Source organism: Saccharothrix luteola, from assembly GCF_020859565.1.
Classification (GTDB): Bacteria; Actinomycetota; Actinomycetes; order Mycobacteriales; family Pseudonocardiaceae; genus Actinosynnema; species Actinosynnema luteola.
Map to the genome: position 1 here is coordinate 240,013 of NZ_JAJHUO010000007.1, position 25,183 is coordinate 265,195.

Consider the following 25,183-nt stretch of genomic DNA (forward strand, 5'->3'; position numbering starts at 1 on the left):
ACCCGACCGGGCCGCGCTCGACCGGGTTCGTCAGCCGATCACGCCGGACCGCCGCAGCCCGGCGATCTCGTCCTCGCCCAGCCCCAGCCCGGCCAGCACCTCGACCGTGTGCTCGCCGACCGCGGGCGGCGGCCCCGGCGCGGCGGCGGGCGTCCGGCCGAACCGCGGTGCGGGCGCGGGCTGCACCACCCCGCCCACCTCGACGAACGTCCCCCGCTCGGCGTTGTGCCCGTGCTTCGGGGCCTCACCGGGCGCCAGCACGGGCGCGAGGCACGCGTCGGTGCCCTCCGCGAGCGCGGCCCACTCGTCCCTGGTCCGGGTCGCCACCGCCGCGGCGATGCGGGCCCGCAGCTCCGGCCAGTTCGCCGGGTCGTGCCGCCCGGGCAGCCCGGCGTCGGCAAGCCCGAGCACGGCGAGCAACTCGGCGTAGAACTTCTCCTCCAGCGCCCCGATGCTGACGAACCCGCCGTCGGCCGCCTCGTACACGTCGTAGAACGGCGCGCCGCCGTCCAGCAGGTTCGTCCCGCGCGCGCCCGGCCAGGCGCCCACCGACGACATGCCGTGCAGGAACGTGGTCAGCAGCGCCGCGCCGTCGACCATGGCCGCGTCCACCACCTGCCCGCGCCCGGACCGCTCCCGCTCGTACAGCGCGGCCAGCACGCCGAGCGCCAGCAGCAACCCGCCGCCGCCGAAGTCGCCGACGACGTTGAGCGGCACGGTCGGCGGCGCGCCCGCCCGGCCGATCGGCTCCAGCGCGCCCGCCACCGCGATGTAGTTGATGTCGTGCCCGGCGCGGTCGGCCAGCGGCCCGTCCTGGCCCCAGCCGGTCATCCGCCCGTAGACCAGTCGCGGGTTGCGGGCCAGGCACTGCGCCGGGCCGATGCCCAGCCGTTCGGTCACGCCGGGCCGGAAGCCCTCGACCAGCACGTCCGACTCCGCGACCAGCCGCAGCACCAGCTCGGCGCCCTCGGGGCGGCGGACGTCCACGCCGATCGAGCGCCGGCCGCGGCCGAGCAGGGGCACCTCCGTGCCGCCGCCGACGCGGTCCACCCGGACCACGGACGCGCCGAGGTCGGCCAGCACCATGCAGCCGAACGGCGCGGGCGCGAGGCCGGCCAGCTCGACGACCTTCAACCCCTCCAGCGGCCCCGGCACTAGAGCGACCTCGCGATGATTTCCTTCATGATCTCGTTCGTCCCGCCGTAGATCTTCTGCACGCGCGCGTCCGCCCACGCGCGCGCGATCGGGTACTCGGCCATGTAGCCGTAGCCGCCGAACAGCTGCACGCACTCGTCCACGACCTGGCACAGCCGTTCGGTGGCCCACCACTTGGCCATCGCCGCGGTGGGCACGTCGAGGCGGCCCGCCAGGTGGTCCTGCACGCACTCGTCCACGAAAGACCTGGTCACCCGGGCCTCCGTGGCGCACTCGGCGAGCTTGAACCGGGTGTTCTGGAACTTGATCAGCTCCCGGCCGAACGCCGTGCGGTCCTTGACGTAGGCCAGCGTGAGGTCGACCGCCGCCTCGATGCCCGCGACCGACGCCACCGCGATGATCAGCCGCTCCTGGGGCAGCTGCTGCATCAGCTGGATGAACCCCTGGCCCTCGCCGGTGCCGAGCAGGTTCGCCGCGGGCACGCGGACGTCGTCGAAGAACAGCTCGGCGGTGTCCTGGCCGTGCATCCCGATCTTGTCCAGCACCCGGCCGCGGCGGAAGCCCCGCGCCTGCGCGGTCTCCACGACCAGCAGCGAGATGCCCGTCGCGCCCTGGCCGGGGTCGGTCTTGGCGACCACGACCACCAGGTCGGCCTGCGCGCCGTTGGTGATGAACGTCTTCGAGCCCGACAGCACGTACTCGTCACCGCGCCGCAGCGCCCGCGTCTTGATGTTCTGCAGGTCGGAGCCGCCGCCGGGCTCGGACATGGCGATCGCGCCGACGTACTCGCCGGTGGCCATCTTGGGCAGCCAGCGCAGCTTCTGCTCCTCGGTGCCGTAGGCGTTGATGTAGTGGGCCACGATTCCGCTGTGCACGCTGTTGCCCCACGCGGTGTCGCCGCACCGGGCCTGCTCCTCCAGCAGCACGGCCTCGTGCGCGAACGTGCCGCCGCCACCGCCGTACTCCTCGGGGATGGACAGGCAGAGCAGCCCGACCTCACCGGCCTTGGTCCAGAAGTCCCGGTCCACCTGCTTCTGCGCGGCCCAGCGCTCCTGGTTCGGGACCGCTTCCCTCTCGAAGAACGTGCGGGCCAGCTTGCGCAACTGGTCCAGGTCCTCGGTCATCCATGCGGAACGGCGAGTTGGCATGCCCTCGACGGTCCCACCGCCCGGCCCGCGCCGCCATGACCGCAGCGCGCTGCGTGGGCGTTGATCGTGAGCGCAAAAGTCAGTGTTGGATGGCGCCACCTCCGGCGTCGCGGGCGAGGTCGCGTCCTCACTGGGTCGGCGCGATCGGTGTGCTTGACAGGAGGTGGCTGAGGATGAGGTCGTGGGGGGTTGGCGGGACACTGGGGGTATGCGACTGCGGCGGCTCGGGCCCGAGGACTGGGCGACCTGGCGTGACATCCGGTTGACCGCGCTGAGCAGCGATCTCGAGGCGTTCGGTTCGACGTTGGCGCTGGAGCGGACGTTCGACGAGGCGCGGTGGCGTGAGCTGTTGCGGCCGGAGCGCGGGGTGAAGGTCGTCGCCGAGGACCCGGAGCCGGTCGGGCTCGTCGCCGGTGTGCCGCACGAAGTCAACCCGGACGTGTTGTACCTGTACTCCATGTGGGTCATGCCGGAGTTCCGGCGGCGCGGCGTCGGCGAAGCGCTGGTCGCCGACGTGCTGGCGTGGGCGCGGGAGCACGGGTGGGCGAGGGTGCAGTTGCGCGTGTTCCAGGACAACGCGACGGCCCGGCGGCTGTACGCGCGGCTGGGGTTCGTCGGCGAGGGCGAGATCATGGACTACCCGCTCACGCCGGTGAGCTAATAAGTCACCTCGGGAGGTCATGGGCAACCGCCGCCGTGCTCCCTACCGTGGCGTGCATGAGCGAAGCCTTGATCTTCGACGCGGTGCGCACACCGCGTGGCAGGGGAAAGCGCGGTTCGCTGCACAGCGTCAAGCCGATCACCCTCGCCTCCGGGGTGCTCGCGGCGCTGGCGCGGCGCAACGACCTGGACACCTCCGCCGTTGACGACGTGGTGTTCGGCGTCGTGTCGCCGGTCGGCGAGCAGGGCGCGGACATCGCCCGCACGGCGGTGCTGGCGGCCGGGTGGGACCTGCGGCCCGCGGGCGTGCAGCTCAACCGGTTCTGCGCGTCGGGCCTGGAGTCGGTGAACCTGGCCGCGGCCAAGGTGGCGTCCGGGTTCGAGGACCTGGTGGTGGCGGGCGGCGTCGAGTCGATGTCGCGGGTGCCGATGGGCTCGGACGGCGGCGCGTGGATGGCCGACCCGGAGACCAACATGGCGGTCAACTTCGTGCCGCAGGGCGTGAGCGCGGACCTCATCGCGACGCTGGAGGGTTTCAGCCGCGAGGACGTGGACGCCTTCGCGCTGCGCTCGCAGCAGCGGGCGACGCTGGCGCGGGACAAGGGCTACTTCGACCGGTCGCTGGTGGCCGTGGTCGACCAGAACGGCTCGGTCGTGCTCGACCACGACGAGGCGATCCGCCCGGAGACCACGCTGGACGGGCTCGGCAAGCTCAAGCCGAGCTTCGCGTTCCACGGCGACCTCGGCTTCGACGCCGTCGCCATCGACCGCTACCCGACGGTGGAGCGCATCGACCACGTCCACACACCGGGCAACTCGTCGCAGATCGTGGACGGCGCGGCGGCGATGCTGATCGGCAACGCCCGCATCGGCCAGGAGCTGGGTCTCACGCCCCGCGCGCGGATCATCGCGACGGCGGTCGTCGGCTCCGAGCCCACGATCATGCTGACCGGTCCGGCGCCGGCCGCGCGCAAGGCGTTGGACAAGGCCAGGCTGACCGTCGAGGACATCGACCTGTTCGAGATCAACGAGGCGTTCTCGTCGGTGGTGCTGAAGTTCCAGCGGGAGCTGGACCTGCCCGACGACAAGGTCAACGTCAACGGCGGCGCCATCGCCCTGGGCCACCCGCTCGGCGCGACCGGCTGCATGATCCTCGGCACCCTGCTCGACGAGCTGGAGCGCCGGGACCTGCGGCGGGGTCTGGCCACGCTGTGCGTGGGCGGCGGCATGGGCATCGCGACGATCATCGAGAGGGTCTGATGGCTATCCACTTCGAGCAGGACGACGAGGGCGTCGTCACCCTCACGATGGACATGTCCGGCTCGGCGAACGTGATGAACGCCGAGTACCACAAGGACATGGGCGACGTGGTCGCGCGGCTGGAGGCTTCCCGCGACGACATCACGGGTGTCGTGCTGACGTCGGCCAAGAAGACGTTCTTCGCCGGTGGCGACCTGAACGTGCTGATCCAGATCACGCCGGAGAACGCGGCCGAGGCGCTCGGGTTCCTGGAGGAGATCAAGGGCCAGTTGCGGCGGCTGGAGCTGCTGGGCAAGCCGGTCGTCGCGGCGATCAACGGCAGCGCGCTGGGCGGTGGCCTGGAGATCGCGCTGGCGTGCCACCACCGGGTGGTCCTGGACGACGACAAGATCAGGCTGGGGCTGCCCGAGGCGACGCTCGGCCTGCTGCCCGGCGGTGGCGGCGTGACCCGGATGGTGCGGCTGCTGGGCGTGCAGCCCGCGTTGCCGCTGTTGATGGAGGGCAAGCAGCTGCGGCCGGCGCGGGCGTTGCAGGCCGGGATCGTGCACGAGCTGGCGTCCTCGCGCGAGGAGCTGATCGCCAAGGCACGGGCGTGGATCAAGGAGAACCCCGCGCCGCAGCAGCCGTGGGACAGGCCGGGGTACGCGGTGCCGGACGTGCGCGTGGGCGACCCGAACCTGTACGGGCTGCTGGCCGCCGCGCCCGCCGTGCTGCGGAAGAAGACGCACGGCGTGTACCCGGCGCCGGAGAAGGTGCTGGCCGCCGCGGTCGAGGGCGCGCTGGTGGACTTCGACACCGCGTTGAAGGTCGAGGCGCGGTACTTCGTGGAGCTGGCCGCAGGTCAGGTCTCGAAGAACATGATCAACACGTTCTGGTTCCAGCTCAACGAGATCAACGCCGGCAAGTCGCGGCCGGCCGGGGTCGAGCGGTCGCAGGTGACCAAGGTGGGCGTGCTCGGCGCGGGCATGATGGGCGCGGGCATCGCCGTGGTCACCGCCAAGGCCGGGATCGAGGTCGTGCTGAAGGACGTGACGCTGGAGGCGGCCCGGCGGGGCGCGGGTGACACGCCGGGGATCACGCCGACCGACTCCGACGCCGACCTGGCGGGCTGCGACCTCGTGATCGAGGCGGTGTTCGAGAACCGGGAGCTGAAGAACCAGGTGCTGCCGGCGGCGGAGGCCTCGGCGTTGCCGGACGCGGTGATCGCGTCGAACACGTCGACCTTGCCGATCACCGGGCTGGCGTCGGCGGTGGGCGACCCGTCGCGGTTCATCGGGCTGCACTTCTTCTCGCCGGTGCCGAAGATGCGGCTGGTGGAGATCATCCGCGGGGAGAAGACGTCGGACGAGACGTTGGCGCGGGCGTTCGACTACGTGCTGCGGATCGGGAAGACGCCGATCGTGGTGAACGACAGCCGGGGCTTCTACACGTCGCGGACGTTCGGCACCTACGTCACCGAGGCCGTGTCGATGGTGGCGGAGGGCGTGTCGCCGGCGTTGATCGAGAACGTCGCTCGCCGCGCGGGCATGGCCGTGGGTCCGCTGGCGGTGTCGGACGAGGTGACGTTGACGTTGCAGCTGAAGATCCGCGACCAGACCTTGGCCGACGACCCTTCGGTGGCGGGCTCCCTGGGGGATCACCCGGCGTTCCGCGTGCTGGAGGAGCTGGTCGCCGAGGGGCGCACGGGCAAGTCCGGCGGTGCGGGGTTCTACGAGTACCCCGAGGGTGGGCGGAAGTTCCTGTGGCCGGGGCTGGCGCGGTACGCGCGGGCCGACGCGGGCGTGACGGAGCAGGACGTCGAGGACCGGTTGCTGTTCATCCAGGCGTTGGAGACGGTGCGGTGCCTGGACGAGGGGGTGCTGACGTCGATCGGTGACGCGAACGTGGGCAGCGTGTTCGGGTTCGGCTTCGCGCCGTGGAGCGGCGGCACGGTCCAGTTCGTCAACTCCTACGGCCTCACCGGGTTCGTGGAGCGCGCGGACTACCTGGCCGACACCTACGGCGAGCGCTTCCGCCCACCGACCTCCCTCCGCGACCGCGCCACCCGCAACACCCCCTTCTGATCCCGCGAGAGTCCTACGTTCAGCCCGCGTGAGTCCTACGTTCGGAACGCGCGTGTCCTACGTTCGCGCACCCCGAGTTGAACGCCCAGAACAGTCGATCTTGTTCTGAGCGTTCAACTCGGGTGTTCCGAACGTAGGACACACGCGACGCGAACGTAGGACTCACGGCTTGATCAAGGGCTCGTAGGGCTCGTTCTCCGGCGTGAGGATCAGGACGAATTCCCGGCCGACCCCGGTGGCGACCTCGTGCAGGCGGGCGAGGGCGTCGGCTTCCGCCGGCAGCTCCAAGCCGAGGGCGGCAGCGGCGCGGTCCCGCCGAACGGCCAGGTCGGGCATGTCCTCCAGGTACTCGGCGGCCAGCGCGGCGCTCTCCTCCGCGGTGAACGAACGGCAGCTGCGCCACCACGGTGCGACCAGCAGCAGCCGCAGCAACTCCGGCACGCCGACCGCGACCAAGGTGGCGCCGCCCTCGGAGTCCGCGTACAGCACCGGACGTTCCTCACCACCGTCGCCGCAGAAGAAGTACGTGCCCCCGGCCCCGTCACCCGCGAAGCCTTCCAGCGCCGCGCCGGACGCGAGGTGCACCTCCTCGACGTGATCCCGTCGCCGCAGGTCGAAGTCGCCCGGCCAGTCCAGGAACCGGGCGACCTCGTCGTCCTCGGCAACGGCAGCGAGCAGCGATCGCACGCACAACCCCCTTCTGAGCGTTCAACTCGGGTGTTCCGAACGTAGGACACGCGCGGTCTGAACGTAGGACTCACGCGGGGTGAGGGTAGGACTCTCGCGAGGTCAGGCGGGGGTGAGGGAGGGGTGTGGGTAGGCGGTGGTGAGGTCGGAGCGTTGGGTGGCTCCGTTCACGGTCACGGCGAGCGTCACGCGGCCCGGGCGCAACGCGGTGAGAGCGCCGGTCGCCGGATCCAGCCACGCGACGTGCCACGGGCGCAGGCCGGCAGCGGGCCCGACGTGCAGGTTCGGCGAGCCCGACCAGTCCGCGGACACCGGATAGGTCACGGGGACGTGCCGCGAGCCCTGCGTGACGGAGGCGGTGACGCGGGTCGGCGGGCCCATCCGGACCTCGGCCGGCGCGGTCAGGGTCAGGCCGTCCACGTGCGGGCGGATCTCGGCCGCCAGCCAGCCGTCGGAGCCGCGCCGGGGGTCGACGCCGAGCATGGTCCAGCCGGTGAAGCCGCCCCGGCCCGCCTCACCCGCAGGGGCCTTGCCCGAGTTGCCGTTGATCAAGTACGGCACGCCGTCCACCCGCGAAGCGTGGAACAGGCCCACGTGCGCCCCGATGAACGCCGCGCCCTTGCCGGTGTCACGCCGGAACGCCGCCAACCAGTCCTCGACCACGTCGGCCTCCATCCGGTCGGTCAGCTGGCTGCCCTTGGTCGGCGTCGGGTCACGCGGCGGGTGGTGCTCCATCACCACGACCGAGTTCACCGAACCGTGGTCGCGCAACGCCTCACGCAGCATCACGGCCTGGTCGAACCCACCGCCGCGCACCGTCCCGGTCGACGAGTCCAGCAGCACGAACCGCGTCCCCTTGTGGTCGAAGACCCGGTTGGTGGACCCGAACTCGCGCCGGAAGTTGTCGATCGTGCCCGGCCCCATGATCTCGTGGTTGCCCGGCACGTAGTGCCACGGCAGCTCGTCGCCCAGCTCCTCGGTCAGCACCCGACGCGCCAGCGCCAGGTCCGCGGGCGACGCCTCGTCCACGAAGTCGCCGTTGACCACCACGAAGTCCGGCCGCTGCGCCTTGATCTCCCGCAACGTCCGCCGCGCCGCGCGCACCAGCTCGCTGTCCGGGTTGCGCGCCACGAACTGCGCGTCGGACATCACCGCGAACCGCCACGGCCGGTCGGCCACCGTGCCGTCCTGCACCACGAACCGGTCGGCCGGCTCGTCCACCACCGGCAGGTCCACCGCGGGCGGCACCTTGGCCACGATGTCGTCCACGACCACCTCGCCGGTGTACTGCCGGTCCGCCTTGGTCTCGATCGTGTAGAACCTGTTCACCCGCAAGGGGAACGCGAGCCCGGACGGCACGGGCACCTCCAGGTAGCGCCACCCCGTCCAGGTGATGTACGGCCCGTAGAGCGAACGGCTCAGCCCCGACGAGTCGGTGACGGTGAACGCCGTCCACTCGCCGCGACCGTGCCCGTGGACCCACGCGCCCAACGCCAGCGGCTGCCCGTCCACCTCGATCGGCTTCGGCGGGATCGCGTAGGCCGTCCGCGTGCCGGTGGACTTCGAGAAGTCGTACGTCATCCGCAGCCCGGCCCCGGTGCGCCCCTCGGGCACCGGCGCGACCGAGCCGGAGCCCCGCGCCGAGCCGAACGTCCACGCCGCGCCGTCGTCGAAACCGGCGAGCAGCCGCTCCTCCAGCCCCACGGTCACGGGCACGCGCACCACGTGCGACCCGACCCGCGCCACGACCGTCGTCGCACCCGGCTTCACCGCCGTGACGCGCAGCGAGCCGTCGGCGCCCGGCGCGATGCCGATCACCGAGCGGTCGTAGTCCAGCGACACGTCCGCGGGCTCGACCGGCGCGGTGAACCCGTCGCCGTCCCGCCCCACCACGCCGAACCCGCTCGTGCCGCCCACCTCCGGCAGGCTCAGCCGGCTCGTGGTCGCCGACAGCCCGGCCAACGCGCCCAGCACGGTCAGCTCCACCTCGCCGGTCACGCCGCCGCGTTGCGCCACGGCCTTCGTCGTGCCGGGCCGGTGCGCGTGGAACACGCCGTCGTCGTCCACCCGTCCCACGTCGGCACGGGCCGTGCGCCACCGGTGCGCGTCGTCCCGCGCCGGGCCGTACGTCTCGTCGTGCCCGTCGACCAGGAGCCGCCGGGTCAGGCCGGGGAACACCCGTTCCGGGTGACCGCCCGGCACGGTGTCCGACCCCGGCGCCGCCCGCGGGTCGATCGCCGTCCGGACCCAGAAGCCCGTGAGCTGCCCGCTGCCGGTCGGCGCGTAGAGCGCGAGCCCGTTCGGCACGGGCCGCTCACCGCCGTCGGACGGCGTGTTCTCCACCGCGACGGTCTCCGCGCCGGGCGTGCGGGCCACCAGCGTGGACGAGCCACCGCCGTCGAGGTTGAGCGCGTTGTGCGCGCCCATCTCCTTCAGGATCGCGGCCACGTCCTGGAGGTTCAGCCCGAGCAGGTAGGCGCCCTGGCGGCCGTCCACGGTGAGCAGGAACATCTTCTCGCCGTCCGCCGAGAACCCGACCGCCGTGCGCGGGTGCAGCGGATCGGCGGGCGCGACGACCTCGCCGTCCTTGAGCAGCAACTGGTTCCCGCCGATCGCGGCGCGCAACGCGCCGCCGTCGTCCGCCTTCGTCGTGTGCTCGACGGCGACCCGCTCCCCCACGGCCAGCGTCGCGAGGGCGTCGGCACCTGCCTCGCGGCCGACGAGCACCTGGCCGTCGGCGGGGATCGGGTCGTCGCCCGCCCGGTCGCGCCGTTCGGCGACCACGCCCGCGCGCACGACGACCTCGGTCACGCGGGTCGCGCCCTGCACCGCCCGCGCCCGGCTGTAGGCACCCCAGATCGGGTCGAACAGCCCGACGCCGCCGGGCTCGACGGCGGCGCTGTTGAGCTGGTGCAACCGGATGGACGTGCCGTCCTCGCGGGTGACCTTCCCGTCGAAGAACACCTCCATCACCCGGCCGACGCCCGCCGCGTCGAGGCCGACCGCCCGGCGGTGCCCGGCGACGGGCGACTTGACCGTGCGGCCGTCCTGGACGCCGACGCCCCGCGGCGCGTTCGAGTTGTTGATGTCGAAGAAGTCGCCGTTGACGGCGGCGACCGCGCGGGTCCGGTTCGCCTGCGCGGACAGCGGTTCGGCGGCGGCGACCTGCCCGGGGTGCAGGTAGTCGACCTTCGTCCCGGCGGTGAGGTCGACGGTGAGCGCGTCGCCGCGGATCCACCCTCCCGCGCCGCCCGGCTCGTACCAGTCGAACGAGCTCAGCGACACGCCCGGCGCGACCGGCCGGGTCGTGCGGGCGGTCTCGATGCGGCGGGCGGGGTCGACGGCGGGCGCGACGGCGACGCCCGGCAGGTCGACGACGGACGGCGGGGGCGGAGCGGTCGGCGGATCGGCATGAGCCGCGGGTGTCGCCGCCATCAGGGCGAGGACCAGCGCCGCGGCCAGGGCGGCGGAGCGAGGGCGTGGGAACACGGGCACTCCCGCAGGGATGGGTGAGGAACTTACGCGATGTAAGTCCACCGTGTTGACGATTCGCCGGACACGGCCGTTCGGCCGCAGTTGGCGACCCGATCGACCCCGGCGACGTCAGCCAACCCCGCCACCCCGGTAGGTTCCAGGGCTCGCGCCCGTCCACCTCTTGAACGCCCGGTGAAATGCGCTCGCCTCGGAGAAACCCAGCCGCAGCGCCAGTTCCTCCACCGACTCGCCGCCGCGCACCAGGCTCGCCACGGCCTGGTCGCGCAGCAACTGCTCGCGCACCTCGCGGAACGACGTGCCCTCGGCCGCCAGCTTCCGCCGCAACGTCGGCGCGCTCATGCCCAGCCGCGCGGCCACGTTCTCCAGTCCCACCACGCCGCCGCCGAGCATCCGCCGCACCTGGCTGGACGCGTCCGCGCCGTAATCGCGCCGGGACAGCAACTCGGCGGGTGAATTCCGCAGAAACCGCCTTAATGCGGCTTCGTCCTGCACGACGGGCATCCGCAGAAACCGCGCGTCGAAAGTCAACGTGGTGGTGGGTGCGGAAAACCGCAGCGGAGCGCCGAAGATCAGGTGGTATTCCGCGCCGTGCGGCGGCTCGGGATAGTCGAGGTCGACCCCGCGCAACGGGATCCGCCGGCCGATCAACCACGACGAGAACCGGTGCCACAGCACCAGCAGCGACTCGACCAGGAACCGGTCCGGGTCGTCCACGCCCTCCGTGGACAGGGTGAACGCGGCCACGCCGTCGTGCTCGCCCAACGCCATCGCCGGCCGCACGTCGAACAGCTCGTAGAACGCCAGACCGCGCCGCAGGGCGTCCTCCAGCGACGCGCAGTGCACGGCGAGCAGGCACATGGTCGGGAACGTGCCGCGCTTGCTCGGTCGCGGACCAAGACCCATGAACTCGTCGTCCAGCGCGTCCCACAAGGCCTGGACGAGCCTGGTGTACTGGGCGGGAGTGACGCGGGCGCGCTCGTCGGAGAGCAGGGCCTCGCCGATGCCCGCGGTCGCCAGCAGCCTCGCCACGTCGTGACCGCGCCGCACGGCGCCGCGCAGCGCGGCGTTCACGTAGTGGATGGCGATGGTCCTGGTGAGCATCACTCACAGTGTGCATCACGATCGTCCGCCGGCCGTGTGCGGCGGCGCGGAACGGGGAGAGAGAGCGCCGCGCCGCCGCCAACGGTGGCCCACCCCAGTGAGCCGGCTCCTCGTCGATGGGGCATCCGCCCGCCCACCAACGAGGGACGTTGTGGTGCTACCACTGTATGTGGTCTAGACCAGATACGTCAATACGGCGAAAAGGTTATACGCGGCCTGGACCATCGCGCATTTGTTTCGCCTATGTGTCAGCCCTGTTCCAACGGCGCTACTCCGAAGCCCTCCGAAAACCTTTTGCACCAGATCACGACGCTGCGGACCGTGCTCAGGTCGATCTCGGCCGGCACCTCGTAGACCTGGTTGCCGCGATTGGCCTTGAGTTTGCCCAGGTTCGTGAAACCGGAGTCGAACGCCGCTTCGGGCGAGTCCGCCGGCTTGTCCGACAAGTACACGTGGAGGTCCGGACCGTCGCTGGTGTCCAGCGCCTCGAACTGCACGGCGCGCTTGCCGTCCGGCAACCGGACCAACGTCGCGCTCCCCGTCGTCGTGTAGTCCAGGGAGCGGAACGGCCCGGAGGCCAGCGCGACCGGGCCCGCGGGCGGTGCGGGCGTCGTGGTCACGGGAGTCGTCGTCGACCCGACCGTGGACGTCGTGGTCGTCGTCGCCGGCAGCAGCAACGCCTCGTCGGCCGTCCGGTCGGTGAACAGCCGCCACGGCTGGAACAGGTACAGCCCCACCACCAGGGCGACCACCAGCACGCCGGCCACCCCGATCACCACTACCCGCTTGGACATCTCACGCCTTCCGAAGTCGACCCGTCTACCGGACAACCCTGGCGAACCGGACGCCGGTCGGGGTGCGAAACCCGCTTACGAAGTTCTGACGTCTGCCAGGCCGGCGTTGTTAGGGTCGCCGGGTGGGTGAACGGGCCGGGTTGGCGATCGTGTGCGCGCTCATGGTGGGCTGCGCCGCGTTCGGCCCGTTCCCGCACCCGGTGCCGCTGCTGTTCCTGATCGCCGCGGTCGGGGCCGCCAACGCCGCGTTCGGGTTGATGCGCACGTTCGGGTCCGCGCTGCTCGGCGGGGTCGCGGCGGCGAGCATCGGACTGGCCTCCGTGCCGTACGTGACCTGCTCCTCGGAGAAGTTCACGGACGTGTTCACCTGCACGGGTGACTCACCGACCTGGCACATGACCGGCGCGGTGCTCGTGGCCGGGCTGTCCGGCGCCGGCCTCGTGCTGGCCCGCGTGCTCGGCACGGCGGTGCTGGAACGCCGGCTCGCGGCCGGGACGGACCGGGGCGGACGCCGGTGAGCGTGACGTGGCGCCAGGTCGCGGCCTGGCGCACCCGCAGGCACGGCCTCGACGCCCGGCGACCGGCCGAGGAGGCGTCGGCGGTGGTCTCGCGGCTGTGCGGGCTGCACGCCCAGCTGATGTCCTCGGCCGAGGCGACGTTGCGCGCACGCGTCGACGGGCTCCCGGACGACGCCGTCGAACGGGCGCTGTGGACCGACCGCACGCTGGTCAAGACGTGGTCGATGCGCGGCACGCTGCACCTGCTGCCCGCCGCCGAGTACCCGCTGTGGCAGGCCGGGTTCGCCACGTACCGGCACTACCTCAAGCCGGTGTGGCTGCGGAACTTCCACATCACCGCCGAGGAGCTGACCACGCTGGTGGACGCGGTCGGCGAGGTGCTGGCGGACCGCGTGCTGACCCGCGCCGAGCTCGCCGACGAGGTCGCCGCGCGCACGTCCGCGCACATCGGCGAGAAGCTGCGGGAGAGCTGGGGCGCGTACCTCAAGCCCGCGTCGTTCCAGGGCAGGCTCGTGTTCGGGCCCGGCGAGGGCCAGTTCGTCCGGTTCACCGCCCCGCGCACGTGGCTCGGGGTCGACCTGGCGGCGCGGGAGGGCGCGGTCGAGGAGATCGCGCTGCGGTTCCTGGCCCAGCAGGGACCCGCGACCAGGGAGGACTTCGCGCGCTGGTGGGGCGTCAGCCCGGCCGACGGCGGGCGGGTGTTCAAGGCGCTCGGCGACCGGATCGAGCCCGTCGACGTCGAGGGCGCGGCCTGCTGGGCGCGGGCGGAGGACGTCGCGAGCCTGCGCGAGGCGGAGCCGGTGAAGACCGTGCGGCTGCTTCCGGCGTTCGACCAGTACGTCGTCGCGGCGACACGCCACGCCACGCACCTCCTCGATGGTGGGTCGCCCGAAAAGGTGTACCGACCGCAGGGATGGCTGTCACCGGTACTCATGGTGGACGGGATGCTGGCCGGCGTGTGGTCGCAGGAGCGCAAGGGCGGCCGGGTGGCCGTCACCCTCGAACCGTTCCGCTCGTTGTCCGCTGCGGCGCGGAAAACCGTGCTCAGCGAGGTGGACCGGATGGCCGGGCCGACCGAGGTGCACTGGGTCGGGTGAGACCGGTCCGGTGGGCGGTACTGTTCAGCCGCTCACCGTTGCGCCACAAGCGCGTTCTGTTAGGAGGCTTGCTGTGCGGGTGCTGTGGGCCACGTGCGGCTTGGCCGTGGCGGCGTCGGCGCTGACCGGTGTCCTCATCGGGGTGTACCTCGACGGGGTGAACGACGAGCAGCAGGCCGACACCCCCGCCTCGACGTGGATCACCGGTCGGCCGTCGACCAGCAGCGTCACCACGCCACCGAGCTCCGTCACCACGGACGCCATCTCGGCGGCGCCGAGTTCGACCACCACGGTCCGGACCACGACGACGACACCGCCACCGGCCGCGCCGCCGCCACCGCCGGACACCTCGACCGAGGCGCCGCCGACCACCACCACGACCACCACGGTGAAGAACACCGAGTGGCCGTGCAGCCCGCTCAACCCGCTGCCGCCGCCGCACTGCCGGGACTGAGCGCGCGGGGACCATCCCTCACGTCGCCGAAACGCCCACGTCGCCCCAGCGCAACGTGGGCCGTCCAGCCTGGTCGCATGGACACCACACCGAAGACCTGGCGACTGCGCGTCGAGTTGGACGACAGTCCCGGCGCCCTGGCCCGGGTGACCGTCCGGCTGGCGCACCAGGACTGCAACGTGCTGGCGCTGTCCGTGATCCCGGTGCCCGGCGGCGTGCTGGACGAGCTCGTGGTCCAGGCCGCGCCGGGCCTGCTGCCCGCGGACCTGGTGGACGCGGTGCGCGCCGAGGGCGGCCGGTGCGTCGGCATCACGGCCGCCGACCTGCGTGACCTGGTCGACGCGCCGACGGCCGCGTTGCGCGCCGCCGCCCTCGGGCTGCGGGACCCCGACGCCATCGGCGAGGCCCTGCGCATCGTCATGGGCGCCGACTCGGTCGTCATCACCTCCGCCGCGCCGGAGGCCACCTCCCCCGCAGGCGGTGCCAAGCCCGACCACGACCGCGAGGTCGCGTCGACCGTTCGCGACTCATCTCCCGGCGATCACGCTCTTCGATCGTCGGGAAATCAGGCGCGAACGGTCGACTTCCAGGCGACCTCGCCCGCGACGCCGGAGGCGGCGCAGTCCTACACCGTCAAACGCGGCTGGGCGCCGTTCACGCAGGTCGAGCTGGCCCGCGGGCAGGCGTTGATCGACCTGCTGTCCGCCGCGGGCGCGGCGGCGCCCCGGCCGACCGCGCTGCTGACCGAGGACGGCATGGCGCTCGTGCTGCGGCCCGGCCGCGCGAGCGACGAGGAGGCGGTCGCCGAGCTGCACTCCCGCTGCTCGATGGGCACCCTGTTCAACCGCTACCACTCGGGCATGCGGACCGTGCCGAGGCGGTGGTTGCACCGCCTGCTCAGCCCGCCGCGCGGCAGCACCGTGGTGGCGCAGTGCGCGGACCGGGTGGTCGCCATGGGCCAGCTCATCCCGATGTCCACCCCCGCCGGCGCCGAGGTGTCGTTGCTGGTCGAGGACGGGTGGCAACGTCGCGGCGTGGGCACCGCCCTGCTCGGTTCGCTGGCCGGCGCGGCGCGGGCGGCCGGGTACCGGGAGCTGGTCGGCTGGTGCCTGCCCGCCGAGACGGGGCTGGTCCGCACGGCGGCCCGCGCCGGGCTGCCGACCTCGGTGCGCCGCGAGGACGGGTTGCTGCGGGTGTCGATCGCCACCGATCCTCCGGGTGTCACCGGTCCGGGCCGTCTTGAGAGCGCTTCCCACCAGGTCGCCTCCGGCTAAGCTGGATTCGTAGGCGATCGTCGAGGAGTGGTGCTCGTGTCGGTTCAATCGCACTCAGCCGCGCGGCCCACGTTGGAGGACGTGGCGGCCAAGGCCGGCGTCTCCCGTGCGACGGCGTCGCGGGTGCTCAACGCGTCGCCCAGGGTGAGCCCGGAGGCGCACGAGGCGGTCACGGCAGCGGTGATGGAGTTGGGCTACCAGCCGAACCAGGCCGCGCGGGCGCTCGTGACCAGGCGCTCCGGCGCGGTGGCGGTGGTGTTCTCCGAGCCCGAGCCGAAGATCTTCGACGACCCCCACTTCGCGTGGCTGATCCGCTCGGCGGCGCGGTCGCTGGCCGACGCGGACGTGCAGATGGTGCTCATGCTGGTGCACTCGACGCAGGACCAGGCCCGCGCGGAGCGGTTCCTGGCGGGCGGGCACGTGGACGGCGCGTTGTTGTTCGCGCCGCACAAGGGCGACCAGCTGCCGACGGTGGCGCGCAAGCTGCCGCTGCCGGTGGTGTACGCGGGCCGGCCGTGGGGCTCGCTGCGCGGGCTGCACACCGTCGACCACGACAACGAGGGCGGCGGCCTGCTCGCCACCGAGCACCTGATCTCGTTGGGGCGCAAGAAGATCGTCTCGGTGACGGGGCCGTTGGACGAGCACTCGGCGATGGACCGGCTGGCCGGGTGGCGCACGGCGGTGGGCGCGGACGACGAGACCACGGCGTTGATGACGGCGGACGGCGGCTTCTCCCGCGAGGGCGGCAGGAAGGCGATGGAGGCGTTGCTGGCGCGGGTCCCGGACCTGGACGCGGTGTTCGTGGCGTCGGACCACATGGCGGCCGGCGTGCTGGACGCGTTGCGCGAGGCGGGCAGGCGGGTGCCGCAGGACGTGGCCATCGTGGGGTTCGACGACCACCCGATGATCGCGCCGCACACCACGCCGTCGTTGACCAGCGTGCGGCAGGACACCAGCGCGCAGGTCCGCCACATGGTGACCCACCTGCTGCGGCTGCTGCGCGGCGAGACGATCCGCGCGCGGCGCGAGGTCCTGCCGACGATGCTGGTCCGCCGCGAGTCCGCGTAGTCGGCGGCGACCCGAGCGCCGGGCGGGGGCCGCCGCGGCGACATGCGGCCCCCGACCGGCAGATCAGGGCAGGTCGTGCCCGGCGGCCGGGACGGCGTTGGCGCCGATCACCCCGGCCAGCGTCCTGCCGCTCCGCTTCACCGTGCGCACCTGGGTGTCGTAGTCCACGTGCACGATGCCGAACCGCTGGCTGTACCCCTCCGCCCACTCGAAGTTGTCCAGCAGCGACCACGCGAAGTACCCGCGCACGTCGACCCCCGCCTCGATGGCCCGGTGCAGCGCGCGCAGGTGGTCGACCAGGTACCGGGTGCGCTCCTCGTCCACCACCTCGCCGTCCACGACCACGTCCGGGAACGCCGAGCCGTTCTCCGTGATGTACAGCGGCAGGCCGACGTCGCGCTGGAGTCGTTCCAGCAGCGCCGTGAGGCCACTCGCGTCGACCTCCCAGCCCATCCCGGTCAGCTCGCCGCGCGGCGGCAGCAGCTCCACGCCCCGCAGGCCCGGGAACGGCCCTTCGGTCACCACGAGCGGGTCGGCCGCGGCGGCGACGCGGGTCGGGCTGTAGTAGTTCACGCCCATCCAGTCGATCGGGGAGGCGATCACGTCCAGGTCGCCGTCGCGCACCACGGCGGTCCAGTCGCCCAGCCACGCGGTGTCCTCGACGACGTCCCGCGGGTAGCCGCGACCGCCCAGCGGATCGAGGAACAGGCGGTTCTGCAGGCCGTCGACCTTGCGCGCCGCGTCCAACTGCGAGTCGTCCTCCACCGTCAGCGCGCAGAAGTTCAGCACGATGGAGAGCTCGTGGTCGTCCGGCGCCTGGTCCCGCATCACCTGCACGGCCAGGCCGTGCCCGAGCAGGAGGTGGTGCGCGGCCTCCAGCGACGCCTTCGGGTCGACCACGCCGGGCGCGTGGACGCCGTTGGCGTAGCCGAGGAACGCCGAGCACCACGGCTCGTTCAACGTGGTCCACTGCCGCACCCGGTCGCCCAGGTGCTCGTGCGCCAGCGCCGCGTACTCGGCGAACCGGTAGGCGGTGTCGCGGTTGCGCCAACCGCCGTCGTCCTCCAACGCCTGCGGCAGGTCCCAGTGGTACAGCGTGACCACCGGTTCGATCCCGCGACCCAGCAGCTCGTCCACCAGCCGGTCGTAGAACGCCAGCCCCCGCGGCTCGACGCGGCCCGCGCCGACCGGCTGGATGCGCGGCCACGCCAGCGAGAACCGGTACGCGGCCAGGCCCAGCTCCGACATCAGCTCCACGTCGGACGGGTAGCGGTGGTAGTGGTCGCACGCCGGTTCGCCGGTGTGGCCGCCGAACACCGCGCCCGGCTTGGCCGCGAACGTGTCCCAGATGGACGGGCCACGACCGTCCGCCGTGGTCGCACCCTCGATCTGGAAGGACGCCGTCGCCGCTCCCCACCGGAAATCCGGCGGGAAGCGCAGCACGTCCCGCCGGACCCCGGTGTCCGGGTCCGTTGTCGTCATCTCCGAGTTCACCCCTTCACAGCGCCCTGCATGATCCCGCCGACGATCTGCCGCGCCAGCAGGATGAAGATCCCCACGACCGGCAGCACCGCGAGCGACGCGCCGGAGAGCATGAGCGAGTAGTCCGTGTAGTAACCGCTGGCCAGGGTCGACAATGCCACCTGGACCGTGGGGCTGTCATTGGGGTCCAGCACGATCAGCGGCCAGAAGAAGTCGTTCCACGCCGTCATGAACGTGAACATGCCCATCACGGCCGCCTGCGGGCGCACCGCCGGGAACGCCACGTGCCAGAACGTCTTCAGCACCGAGCAGCCGTCCACCCGCGCCGCCTCGATCAGCTCGTGCGGCACGGACTCCTCGCACGCCTGCCGCATCCAGAACACCGAGAACGCGCCGATGAGCGCGGGCACGATCACCGCTTGCAGGGTGCCGTACCAGTCGAGGTCCGACATCAGCATGTACAGCGGGATGACGCCCAGCTGCGTCGGCACCATCGACGTGCCGACCACGATGAGGAACAGCGAGTTGCCGCCCCGGAACCGCAACCGGGCGAACGCGAACCCGGCCAACGTGCCCAGCACGACGTTGCTGATCGCCACCGTGCCCGCCACCACCAGCGAGTTCTGCATGGCGAGCCAGAAGTCGACGGTGTCGAACACCCTGGTCAGGTTGTCGAACAGGTTCCCGCCGGGCACCAGCGACGGCACCGCGTCGCCGAGCGCGGAGTTGTCCTTGCTGGCGATGAGGAACGAGTAGTACAGCGGGAACACCGACGCGAGCAGGACCACCACCAGCAACGCGTACGCGATCGGCCCCGAGCGGGTGAGGCGCTTCGTGGTCACCGGCCTCACCCCTTCGACGCGATGCGCCGCGCCACCGTGAAGTTGACGATCGCGACCACGAGGATCACCAGGAACAGCACCCACGCGATGGCCGAGGAGTAGCCCGCGTCGAACAACCGGAAGCCCTTCTCGTACAGGTACATCACCAGGGTCTGGAACTGCCGGTCGTCGCCGCCGGTGCCGGTGGCCGTGCCGCCCGGGTCGAACAGCTGCGGCTCCACGAACAGCTGCATGCCGCCGATGGTCGAGACGATGACGGTGAACAGGATCGTCGGCCGGATGCTCGGCACGGTGATCGACCAGAACACCCGCCAGCGGGACGCGCCGTCCAGCATCGCCGACTCGTACATGTCCTTGGGGACGGACTGCATGGCGGCCAGGTAGATCAACGCGTTGTAGCCCGTCCAGCGCCACATCACCATCGAGCTGATCGCCAGGTGCGACGCCCACGTCTCGGCGCGCCAGTCCACCGGGTCGATGCCGACGAAGCCCAGCAGGGCGTTGACGATGCCGAAGTCGCGGCCGAACAGCTGCGCGAACACCAGCGCCACCGCCGCCACCGAGATCACGTTCGGCAGCAGCACGCCCGCGCGCCAGAACGCCCGGCCGCGCAGGCCGCGGTCCAGCAGGGCGGCCAAGCCGAGCGCGGCGAACAGCTGCGGGATCGTGGAGAGCAGGAACAGGCTGACCGTGTTGCCCAGCGCGTTCCAGAACTTCTCGTCGGACAGCAGTTCGGTGTAGTTGGCCAGGCCGGTGAAGCCCTGGTCGCCGTCGATGAGCTGCCACTCGTGCAGCGACACCCACGCGGTGTAGAGCAGCGGGTAGAGGCCGAAGACGCCGAACACCACGAAGAACGGCGCGATGATGACGTACGGCGTGTACTTCGTGTCGAGCCGGCCCAGCTTGTCCCGCCACGACAGGCGCTGCGCCGACGGCGGGACGGGCCCCGAGCCACGCCCCGCCGTCGCCCGTTCCGGTGCGACCGTCACTTGACGGCGTCCCGCGCTTCCTGGACGGCCTGGTCGAAAGCGTCCGAAGTGGACTGCTTGCCGGTCTCCACGCGCGACAGGGCGTTGCCGAAGACCGGGGTCACCTTGGCGTCCTTGGTGCCGCGGTAGGTGGGCTTGAGGCTCTCGGCCGAGTTGCCGAAGATCTGGCCGACGGGTGCGGCGTTGAAGTACTCGTTGGTCGTCGCGGTGACCTCGGGGTCCTTGTACGCGGCGGGCTCGCTGGGCAGGTTGCCGGTCTCCTTGAAGATCCGCTTCTGCTGCTCGGGCGCGGTCAGCCACTTGGCCAGCTCGTAGGCTTCCTTGGGGTGCTTGGTCTGCTTGGGCACGGCCAGGAACGAGCCGCCCCAGTTGCCGCCACCGCCGGGCGCCGCGGCCACGTCCCACTTGCCCGACGCCTCGTCGCCGGCGCCGGCCTTGATCAGCGCGAGCGCCCAGGCCGGGCAGGTGGTGGTGGCGAAGGACGCCTGCTTGAGCGCGACGTTCCAGTCCTGGCTGAACGGGGCCAGCGCGCCGGTCTGCTTCTTCTCGCCGAGGCTCGCGGCGAGCGTGAAGGCCCGCTTCACCTTGTCGTTCTTGTCGCCGATGAACGAGTCGTCGGCCTTGGCGAAGTAGCCCTCCTCGGTCTGGTCGAGGATTGCCTTGTAGACGTTCTGCGCCGTGTCGACGAACTTCTTGTCCGGCAGCTTCTGCGAGAAGGTGTCCGCGACCTCCAGGTACTCCTCCCACGTCGGCCAGAGCTTGCCGACCTGCTCGCGGTCGGTCGGCAGGCCGGCGGCCTCGAACAGGTCACGCCGGTAGCACAGGGCGAGGCTGCCCATGTCGGTGCCGAGGCCGAGCACGAAGTTCCCGCCGTCGGCCGTGCCCTGGTTCCACTTCCAGGCCGCCCACTGGCCCTCCAGCTCCTTGGCGCCGTGGTCCGCGAGGTTGACGAACTTGTCCTTGGACTGGCGGAACTGGGTGATGTTGCCTTCCTCGATCGCCACGATGTCGGCGGCGCCCCGGCCACCCGCGAGCTGCGTGGCGAGCTGCGTGTGGTGCTGCTCCATCTTGACCGTGCGCTGCTCGATCTCGATGCCCGGGTGCGACGCCTGGTATTCCTTGATCAGGTTGGTGTAGCCGAAGTCGGAGAAGACCCCGATCGACAGCTTGATCTTGCCGTCACCCGCGTCACCTCCCCCGCCACCACAGGCCGCCACCAGCGTGGCCGCCAGTGCCACTGCGGTGATCGACGTCGCCCGACCGGCCAGAGTCCTGCTCATCCGTCCTCCTCGACGCACTCGCCGGGTACGACCCGACACCGTGAGAGCGCTCTCATGAGAGCGCTCTCACACTCGTGAGTCCCGGTCCCCGGTGTCAACCCGGAAAGGACCGGTCGACACCGTTCCGCAACAATCTGAAGCGCTCTCGTGCGTCGATCGTGACGGCCGCGCACGTTCCGTGAGCCCGGCGGCGAGAGTGGGGAAGCCGGGTGGCCCGGCCCTCGCCCGGGCCACCCCGCACCCTGTTAGAGGCCGTTGACGGCCGGATGTGACGCGCGCTCGCGAGAAATCCTGTGACCCGCGTCGCAGGGCGGGATCGTCCTCAGTCGAAAGCCGCGACACCCGACCGGACGCGGTGGACCGGCAGGCGACGCGGCTGCTCCCGCTCACGGCGTGGGACCCGGTGGCCCGCTCCTCCCCCGAAGAAGAGCGGGCCACCGGGTCCTCTCACGCCTCGGCCATCCCCGCGACGACCGAGGTCCTGGCGGCACGCCGGGCGGGCAGCGCGGCGGCCACGATCGCGGCCACCACGGCGCCGGCGAGCATCACGCCGATCTGACCGAACGGCACCACGAGGTCGACCGAGATGGTGTCGTTGGACAACGCGCCGGTGATCACCCAGCCGAAGCCGATGCCGAGCAGCAGCCCGATCGCCGCGCCCATCAACGCCATCAGCACCGACTCGACCACCAGCATCAGCCGCAGCTGGCCGCGCGTCAGCCCCAGCGCCCGCAGCAACGCCGACTCGCGCGTGCGCTCCAGCACCGACAGCGTCAACGTGTTGGCGATGCCGAACAACGCGATCACCACGGCCAACCCGATCAACGCCCAGATGAACGCCAGCACCTGGTTGAGCTGCTGGTTCAGCTGTTCCTTGGTCTCGGCCGCGCTGTCCAGCACCGCCAGCGGCGAGGGGTCGGTGACCCGCTCGACCGCCGCGCGCCCGTTGGCGGTGCCGTCCTCGAGCTTGACGAGGATGCTGTCGTAGCCCTCGGCGGCCTGCTCGAACCGCGTCGACGTCTCGATCGTCATGATCCCGTCGGACAGCCGCTGGCCCTCCACCACCGCGACGACCTTGAGCTGCTGCGGCTCGCCCCGGCCCGTCTCGACCGTCACCACCTGGCCGACCGCCACGCCCTCGCGCTTGGCGTACTGCGCGTTCACCGCGACCGCGCCGTCACCGAGGTCGTCGAGCGACCCGCTGGTCACCGTCGGCCGGAACAGCGTGCCGAGCGCGTCGCGGGGGATGCCGGTGAAGTACTCGCGCTCCCCGTACACGACGGTGGTGGGCGCGACCTGCGCCACCTCCGGCACGGCGGCCAGCTGCTCGGCCAGCTCCTTGGGCAGCGGCCGGCCGTGGACGGCGGACGTCACCGTGTAGTCGGCGGGCATCCGCTCGTCGATCTCGGCGTTCGCGGTCTCCTTGGCGCTGTTGGCGACCACGGTCACCAGCGACACGATCGTCACGCCGATCATCAGCGCCGCGGTGGTCGCGGCGGTGCGCTTGGGGTTGCGGCCGGCGTTGGCCGACGCGAGCTTGGCCGGCACGCCGAGCACCGCCCGCGGCAGCGCGCCGAGCACCCGGTTGACCGGGCCGACCAGCAGCGGACCCAGCACGAGCACCGCGGCCAGCAACGCCATCGTGCCCGCACCGCTGGTGAGCATGGCCGCTTCCTCGTCGTCCAGGCCCATGCCGAACACCACCGCGCCGACACCGACCACCGCGAACAGCACGGCGGTCAGGACGCGCACCACGCCGGTGCGGGAGACCTCCTCGCCGCTGTCGGGCTGGCTGCGCAGCGCGGCCACCGGCGCGACCCTGGTCGCCTTGCGGGCGGGCAGCACCGCGGCGAGCACGGTCACCAGCGTGCCGACCGCGAACGCGGCGAGCACGGTCGTCACCGTCACGGGCAGCAGCACCGTGCCCTCGCCGCCGCTGAACGAGAACATCACCCGTTGCAGCAGGGCCGACACGCCGATGCCGCCGAACAGCCCGATCACCGACGCCGTCAGGCCCATCGCCAGCGCCTCGGCCAGCACGCCCCGGAACACCTGGCCGCGACTCGCGCCCACGCAGCGCATCAGCGCCAGCTCGCGGGTGCGCTGGGCCACCAGGATGGTGAACGTGTTGTAGATGACCATGGCCGCCACGACGAGCGCGATGATCGCGAACGCCAGCAGCAGCGTGGTGAACTCGCCCGACCGGGACTCGACCCGTTCCAGCGTCTCCTTCGTCAGCTCCTCGCCGCTCTGGACCTTGAACCCGGTGCCGCCGATGGCCTTGCGGACGTTGTCCACCACCTGCTGCTGCGTGAAACCGGCCGCGGCGGTGGCGACCACCTGGTACGGCGGGCGTTCCGGCTCCAGCGCCTGGAACGCGTCCGGCGTCAGCCCCACGTGGTCGTAACCCGCCAGCGACAGCTGGTTCGTGCCCTGTTGGTACGTGCCGACGAGCGTGTAGGTGTGGCGCGCGTCCTCCTTGCCCAGCAACACGACCGGCTGCCCGATCGTCAGCTTGGCGGTGGTGGCGGTGCGCTTGTCGACCGCGATCTCGTCGGCGTCGGTCGGGTATCGACCGTCGACCAGGTCGAACTCGCGCAGCTTCTCGTTGCTCGCCAGCGGAACGGCCCACGCGGGCTTCGCCTTGCCGTTGGCCGCGACCAGCGGCACCTGCTGGAAGTCGCGCGGGTCGGCGCCCGCGACGCCCGGCGCCTGCCGGATCTTCGCCAACGTCTCCGCGGTGATGCCCGGGATCTCGGTGGACGAGTCGCCGGACGACGCGCTGCCGTCCACGGTGACGGAGACGTCGACGTTGCGCGCGTCCTTGGCGAACTCGTCGCGCAGGCTCGCGTTCATGGCGTCGCCGAGCACCAGCGTGCCGGTCACGAAGGCGACGCCGAGGGCGATCGCCACCGAGGACAGCACGAGCCGCGCGGTGCGGGCCTTGAGGCCCGCGATGATCGTGCGCAGCATCCGCTCACGCACCCAGGTGCTTGAGGGCGGACAGCACGGAGTCGGCGGTCGGGCTGTCGATCTCGCCGGCGAGGTGGCCGTCGGCCATCAGCACCACGCGGTCGGCGTAGGACGCGGCGACCGGGTCGTGCGTCACCATGATCACGGTCTGGCCGAGCTTGCGCACGGACATGCGCAGGAAGTCGAGCACCTCGGCGCCGGAGCGCGAGTCGAGGTTGCCGGTCGGCTCGTCGGCGAACACCACGTCGGGCCGGGCGACCAGGGCGCGGGCGCAGGCCACGCGCTGCTGCTGGCCGCCGGACAGCTCGGTCGGCTTGTGCTTGAGCCGGTCGCGCAGGCCGAGCACGTCCACGATGGTGTCGAACCACTCGCGGTCGGGCTTGCGGCCCGCCAGTTCGAGGCCGAGCAGGATGTTGGCCTCGGCGGTGAGCGTGGGCAGCAGGTTGAACGCCTGGAAGACGAACCCGACCCGGTCGCGGCGCAGCCTGGTCAGCTCCTTGTCGCCCAGGGAGGTGATCTCGGTGCCGCCGATCGCGACGCTGCCACCGTCGACGTTGTCCAGGCCTGCCAGGCAGTGCATCAGCGTGGACTTGCCGGACCCGGACGGACCCATGATGGCGGTGAACCTGCCCGCCGCGAACTCGACGCTGACACCGTCGAGCGCCCGCACGGCGGTGTCGCCCTTGCCGTACACCTTCACCAGGTTCGCGGCGGCTACAGCGGTGCGGGTTCCGACGTCGGACACCAGTGCGGACATGCTCCCTCAATTCCTCGGGTCGGGCTGACGTCGAGAAAGCTAGGGGCCGGACGGGTCGGCAGGCGTCACCTCGGCGGCGGAACCGG

Annotated in this window: 20 protein-coding genes; 8 read left to right on the forward strand and 12 right to left on the reverse strand. The window is 71.8% G+C overall.

Annotated features, from left to right (window positions below; translation table 11 throughout):
- Nucleotides 1–30: 30 nt before the first annotated feature.
- Both LNK82_RS12385 and LNK82_RS12390 read right to left on the reverse strand, forming a co-directional pair.
- Nucleotides 31–1,155 (reverse strand): CaiB/BaiF CoA transferase family protein, encoded by a 1,125-nt coding sequence (locus tag LNK82_RS12385; RefSeq protein WP_230567091.1) that lies wholly within the window; start codon nt 1,153–1,155, stop codon nt 31–33.
- A complete protein-coding gene (locus LNK82_RS12390; protein WP_230567092.1) occupies nt 1,155–2,303 on the reverse strand; it encodes an acyl-CoA dehydrogenase family protein in 1,149 nt (382 codons plus the stop codon). Before LNK82_RS12390 ends, LNK82_RS12385 begins: the two co-directional genes overlap by 1 nt.
- Before the next feature lie 208 nt (nt 2,304–2,511).
- Between LNK82_RS12390 and LNK82_RS12395 the strand changes: the two genes are divergently transcribed.
- From LNK82_RS12395 to LNK82_RS12405, 3 genes are read left to right on the forward strand one after another with little or no spacing between them, the layout of a single operon-like run.
- On the forward strand, nt 2,512–2,964 hold the full coding sequence (locus LNK82_RS12395; RefSeq protein WP_230567093.1) for a GNAT family N-acetyltransferase: 453 nt from the start codon (nt 2,512–2,514) through the stop codon (nt 2,962–2,964).
- 56 nt (nt 2,965–3,020) lie between these two features.
- A complete protein-coding gene (locus LNK82_RS12400) occupies nt 3,021–4,223 on the forward strand; it encodes an acetyl-CoA C-acetyltransferase (protein WP_230567094.1) in 1,203 nt (400 codons plus the stop codon).
- On the forward strand, nt 4,223–6,286 hold the full coding sequence (locus LNK82_RS12405; protein ID WP_230567095.1) for a 3-hydroxyacyl-CoA dehydrogenase NAD-binding domain-containing protein: 2,064 nt from the start codon (nt 4,223–4,225) through the stop codon (nt 6,284–6,286). The genes LNK82_RS12400 and LNK82_RS12405 overlap by 1 nt, the downstream gene beginning before the upstream one ends.
- A 162-nt stretch (nt 6,287–6,448) precedes the next feature.
- Here LNK82_RS12405 and LNK82_RS12410 read toward each other — a convergent pair whose 3' ends face one another.
- The 4 genes from LNK82_RS12410 to LNK82_RS12425 form a co-directional block, all read right to left on the reverse strand.
- Complete coding sequence (locus LNK82_RS12410) at nt 6,449–6,973, reverse strand: hypothetical protein (RefSeq protein ID WP_230567096.1); 525 nt, start codon at nt 6,971–6,973, stop codon at nt 6,449–6,451.
- A 102-nt stretch (nt 6,974–7,075) separates the two neighbouring features.
- On the reverse strand, nt 7,076–10,462 hold the full coding sequence (locus LNK82_RS12415; RefSeq protein ID WP_230567097.1) for a phosphodiester glycosidase family protein: 3,387 nt from the start codon (nt 10,460–10,462) through the stop codon (nt 7,076–7,078).
- Between the two features lie 114 nt (nt 10,463–10,576).
- On the reverse strand, nt 10,577–11,569 hold the full coding sequence (locus tag LNK82_RS12420) for an AraC family transcriptional regulator (protein WP_230567098.1): 993 nt from the start codon (nt 11,567–11,569) through the stop codon (nt 10,577–10,579).
- A 248-nt stretch (nt 11,570–11,817) separates the two neighbouring features.
- Nucleotides 11,818–12,363, reverse strand: coding sequence for a DM13 domain-containing protein (locus tag LNK82_RS12425; protein WP_230567099.1), 546 nt, complete (start codon nt 12,361–12,363; stop codon nt 11,818–11,820).
- 122 nt (nt 12,364–12,485) lie between these two features.
- Between LNK82_RS12425 and LNK82_RS12430 the strand changes: the two genes are divergently transcribed.
- From LNK82_RS12430 to LNK82_RS12450, 5 genes are all read left to right on the forward strand, one after another.
- Nucleotides 12,486–12,881 (forward strand): hypothetical protein, encoded by a 396-nt coding sequence (locus LNK82_RS12430; protein WP_230567100.1) that lies wholly within the window; start codon nt 12,486–12,488, stop codon nt 12,879–12,881.
- The gene (locus tag LNK82_RS12435) at nt 12,878–13,978 is read left to right on the forward strand and encodes a winged helix DNA-binding domain-containing protein (protein WP_230567101.1); all 1,101 of its coding nucleotides are present in this window, start codon (nt 12,878–12,880) and stop codon (nt 13,976–13,978) included. The genes LNK82_RS12430 and LNK82_RS12435 overlap by 4 nt, the downstream gene beginning before the upstream one ends.
- 73 nt (nt 13,979–14,051) lie before the next feature.
- A complete protein-coding gene (locus LNK82_RS12440; RefSeq protein WP_230567102.1) occupies nt 14,052–14,432 on the forward strand; it encodes a hypothetical protein in 381 nt (126 codons plus the stop codon).
- A 77-nt stretch (nt 14,433–14,509) separates the two neighbouring features.
- Nucleotides 14,510–15,706 (forward strand): GNAT family N-acetyltransferase, encoded by a 1,197-nt coding sequence (locus tag LNK82_RS12445; RefSeq protein WP_230567103.1) that lies wholly within the window; start codon nt 14,510–14,512, stop codon nt 15,704–15,706.
- A 36-nt stretch (nt 15,707–15,742) separates the two neighbouring features.
- Nucleotides 15,743–16,774: a LacI family DNA-binding transcriptional regulator gene (locus LNK82_RS12450; RefSeq protein WP_230567104.1), complete on the forward strand. Its 1,032-nt coding sequence runs from the start codon at nt 15,743–15,745 to the stop codon at nt 16,772–16,774.
- 63 nt (nt 16,775–16,837) lie between these two features.
- On the opposite strand, the gene LNK82_RS12455 is transcribed toward LNK82_RS12450, so the two are convergent.
- From LNK82_RS12455 to LNK82_RS12480, 6 genes are all read right to left on the reverse strand, one after another.
- Nucleotides 16,838–18,256, reverse strand: coding sequence for a GH1 family beta-glucosidase (locus LNK82_RS12455; protein ID WP_230567105.1), 1,419 nt, complete (start codon nt 18,254–18,256; stop codon nt 16,838–16,840).
- Nucleotides 18,257–18,264: 8 nt separating this feature from the next.
- A complete protein-coding gene (locus LNK82_RS12460; protein ID WP_230567106.1) occupies nt 18,265–19,098 on the reverse strand; it encodes a carbohydrate ABC transporter permease in 834 nt (277 codons plus the stop codon).
- A gap of 5 nt (nt 19,099–19,103) precedes the next feature.
- Nucleotides 19,104–20,018, reverse strand: coding sequence for a carbohydrate ABC transporter permease (locus tag LNK82_RS12465; protein ID WP_268996293.1), 915 nt, complete (start codon nt 20,016–20,018; stop codon nt 19,104–19,106).
- A gap of 65 nt (nt 20,019–20,083) precedes the next feature.
- Nucleotides 20,084–21,367, reverse strand: coding sequence for an extracellular solute-binding protein (locus tag LNK82_RS12470; protein ID WP_230567107.1), 1,284 nt, complete (start codon nt 21,365–21,367; stop codon nt 20,084–20,086).
- A 447-nt stretch (nt 21,368–21,814) separates the two neighbouring features.
- On the reverse strand, nt 21,815–24,352 hold the full coding sequence (locus tag LNK82_RS12475) for an ABC transporter permease (protein WP_230567108.1): 2,538 nt from the start codon (nt 24,350–24,352) through the stop codon (nt 21,815–21,817).
- On the reverse strand, nt 24,345–25,097 hold the full coding sequence (locus LNK82_RS12480; protein WP_230567109.1) for an ABC transporter ATP-binding protein: 753 nt from the start codon (nt 25,095–25,097) through the stop codon (nt 24,345–24,347). The genes LNK82_RS12475 and LNK82_RS12480 overlap by 8 nt, the downstream gene beginning before the upstream one ends.
- Between the last annotated feature and the right edge of the window lie 86 nt (nt 25,098–25,183).

Excerpts from the sequence above, each read along its gene's own strand:
- LNK82_RS12390 (WP_230567092.1), bottom strand. The coding sequence starts at position 2,303 with ATGCCAACTCGCCGTTCCGCATGGATGACCGAGGACCTGGACCAGTTG.
- LNK82_RS12395 (WP_230567093.1), top strand. The coding sequence starts at position 2,512 with ATGCGACTGCGGCGGCTCGGGCCCGAGGACTGGGCGACCTGGCGTGAC.
- LNK82_RS12400 (WP_230567094.1), top strand. The coding sequence starts at position 3,021 with ATGAGCGAAGCCTTGATCTTCGACGCGGTGCGCACACCGCGTGGCAGG.
- LNK82_RS12405 (WP_230567095.1), top strand. The coding sequence starts at position 4,223 with ATGGCTATCCACTTCGAGCAGGACGACGAGGGCGTCGTCACCCTCACG.
- LNK82_RS12420 (WP_230567098.1), bottom strand. The coding sequence starts at position 11,569 with ATGCTCACCAGGACCATCGCCATCCACTACGTGAACGCCGCGCTGCGC.
- LNK82_RS12425 (WP_230567099.1), bottom strand. The coding sequence starts at position 12,363 with ATGTCCAAGCGGGTAGTGGTGATCGGGGTGGCCGGCGTGCTGGTGGTC.
- LNK82_RS12445 (WP_230567103.1), top strand. The coding sequence starts at position 14,510 with ATGGACACCACACCGAAGACCTGGCGACTGCGCGTCGAGTTGGACGAC.
- LNK82_RS12455 (WP_230567105.1), bottom strand. The coding sequence starts at position 18,256 with ATGACGACAACGGACCCGGACACCGGGGTCCGGCGGGACGTGCTGCGC.
- LNK82_RS12470 (WP_230567107.1), bottom strand. The coding sequence starts at position 21,367 with ATGAGCAGGACTCTGGCCGGTCGGGCGACGTCGATCACCGCAGTGGCA.
- LNK82_RS12480 (WP_230567109.1), bottom strand. The coding sequence starts at position 25,097 with ATGTCCGCACTGGTGTCCGACGTCGGAACCCGCACCGCTGTAGCCGCC.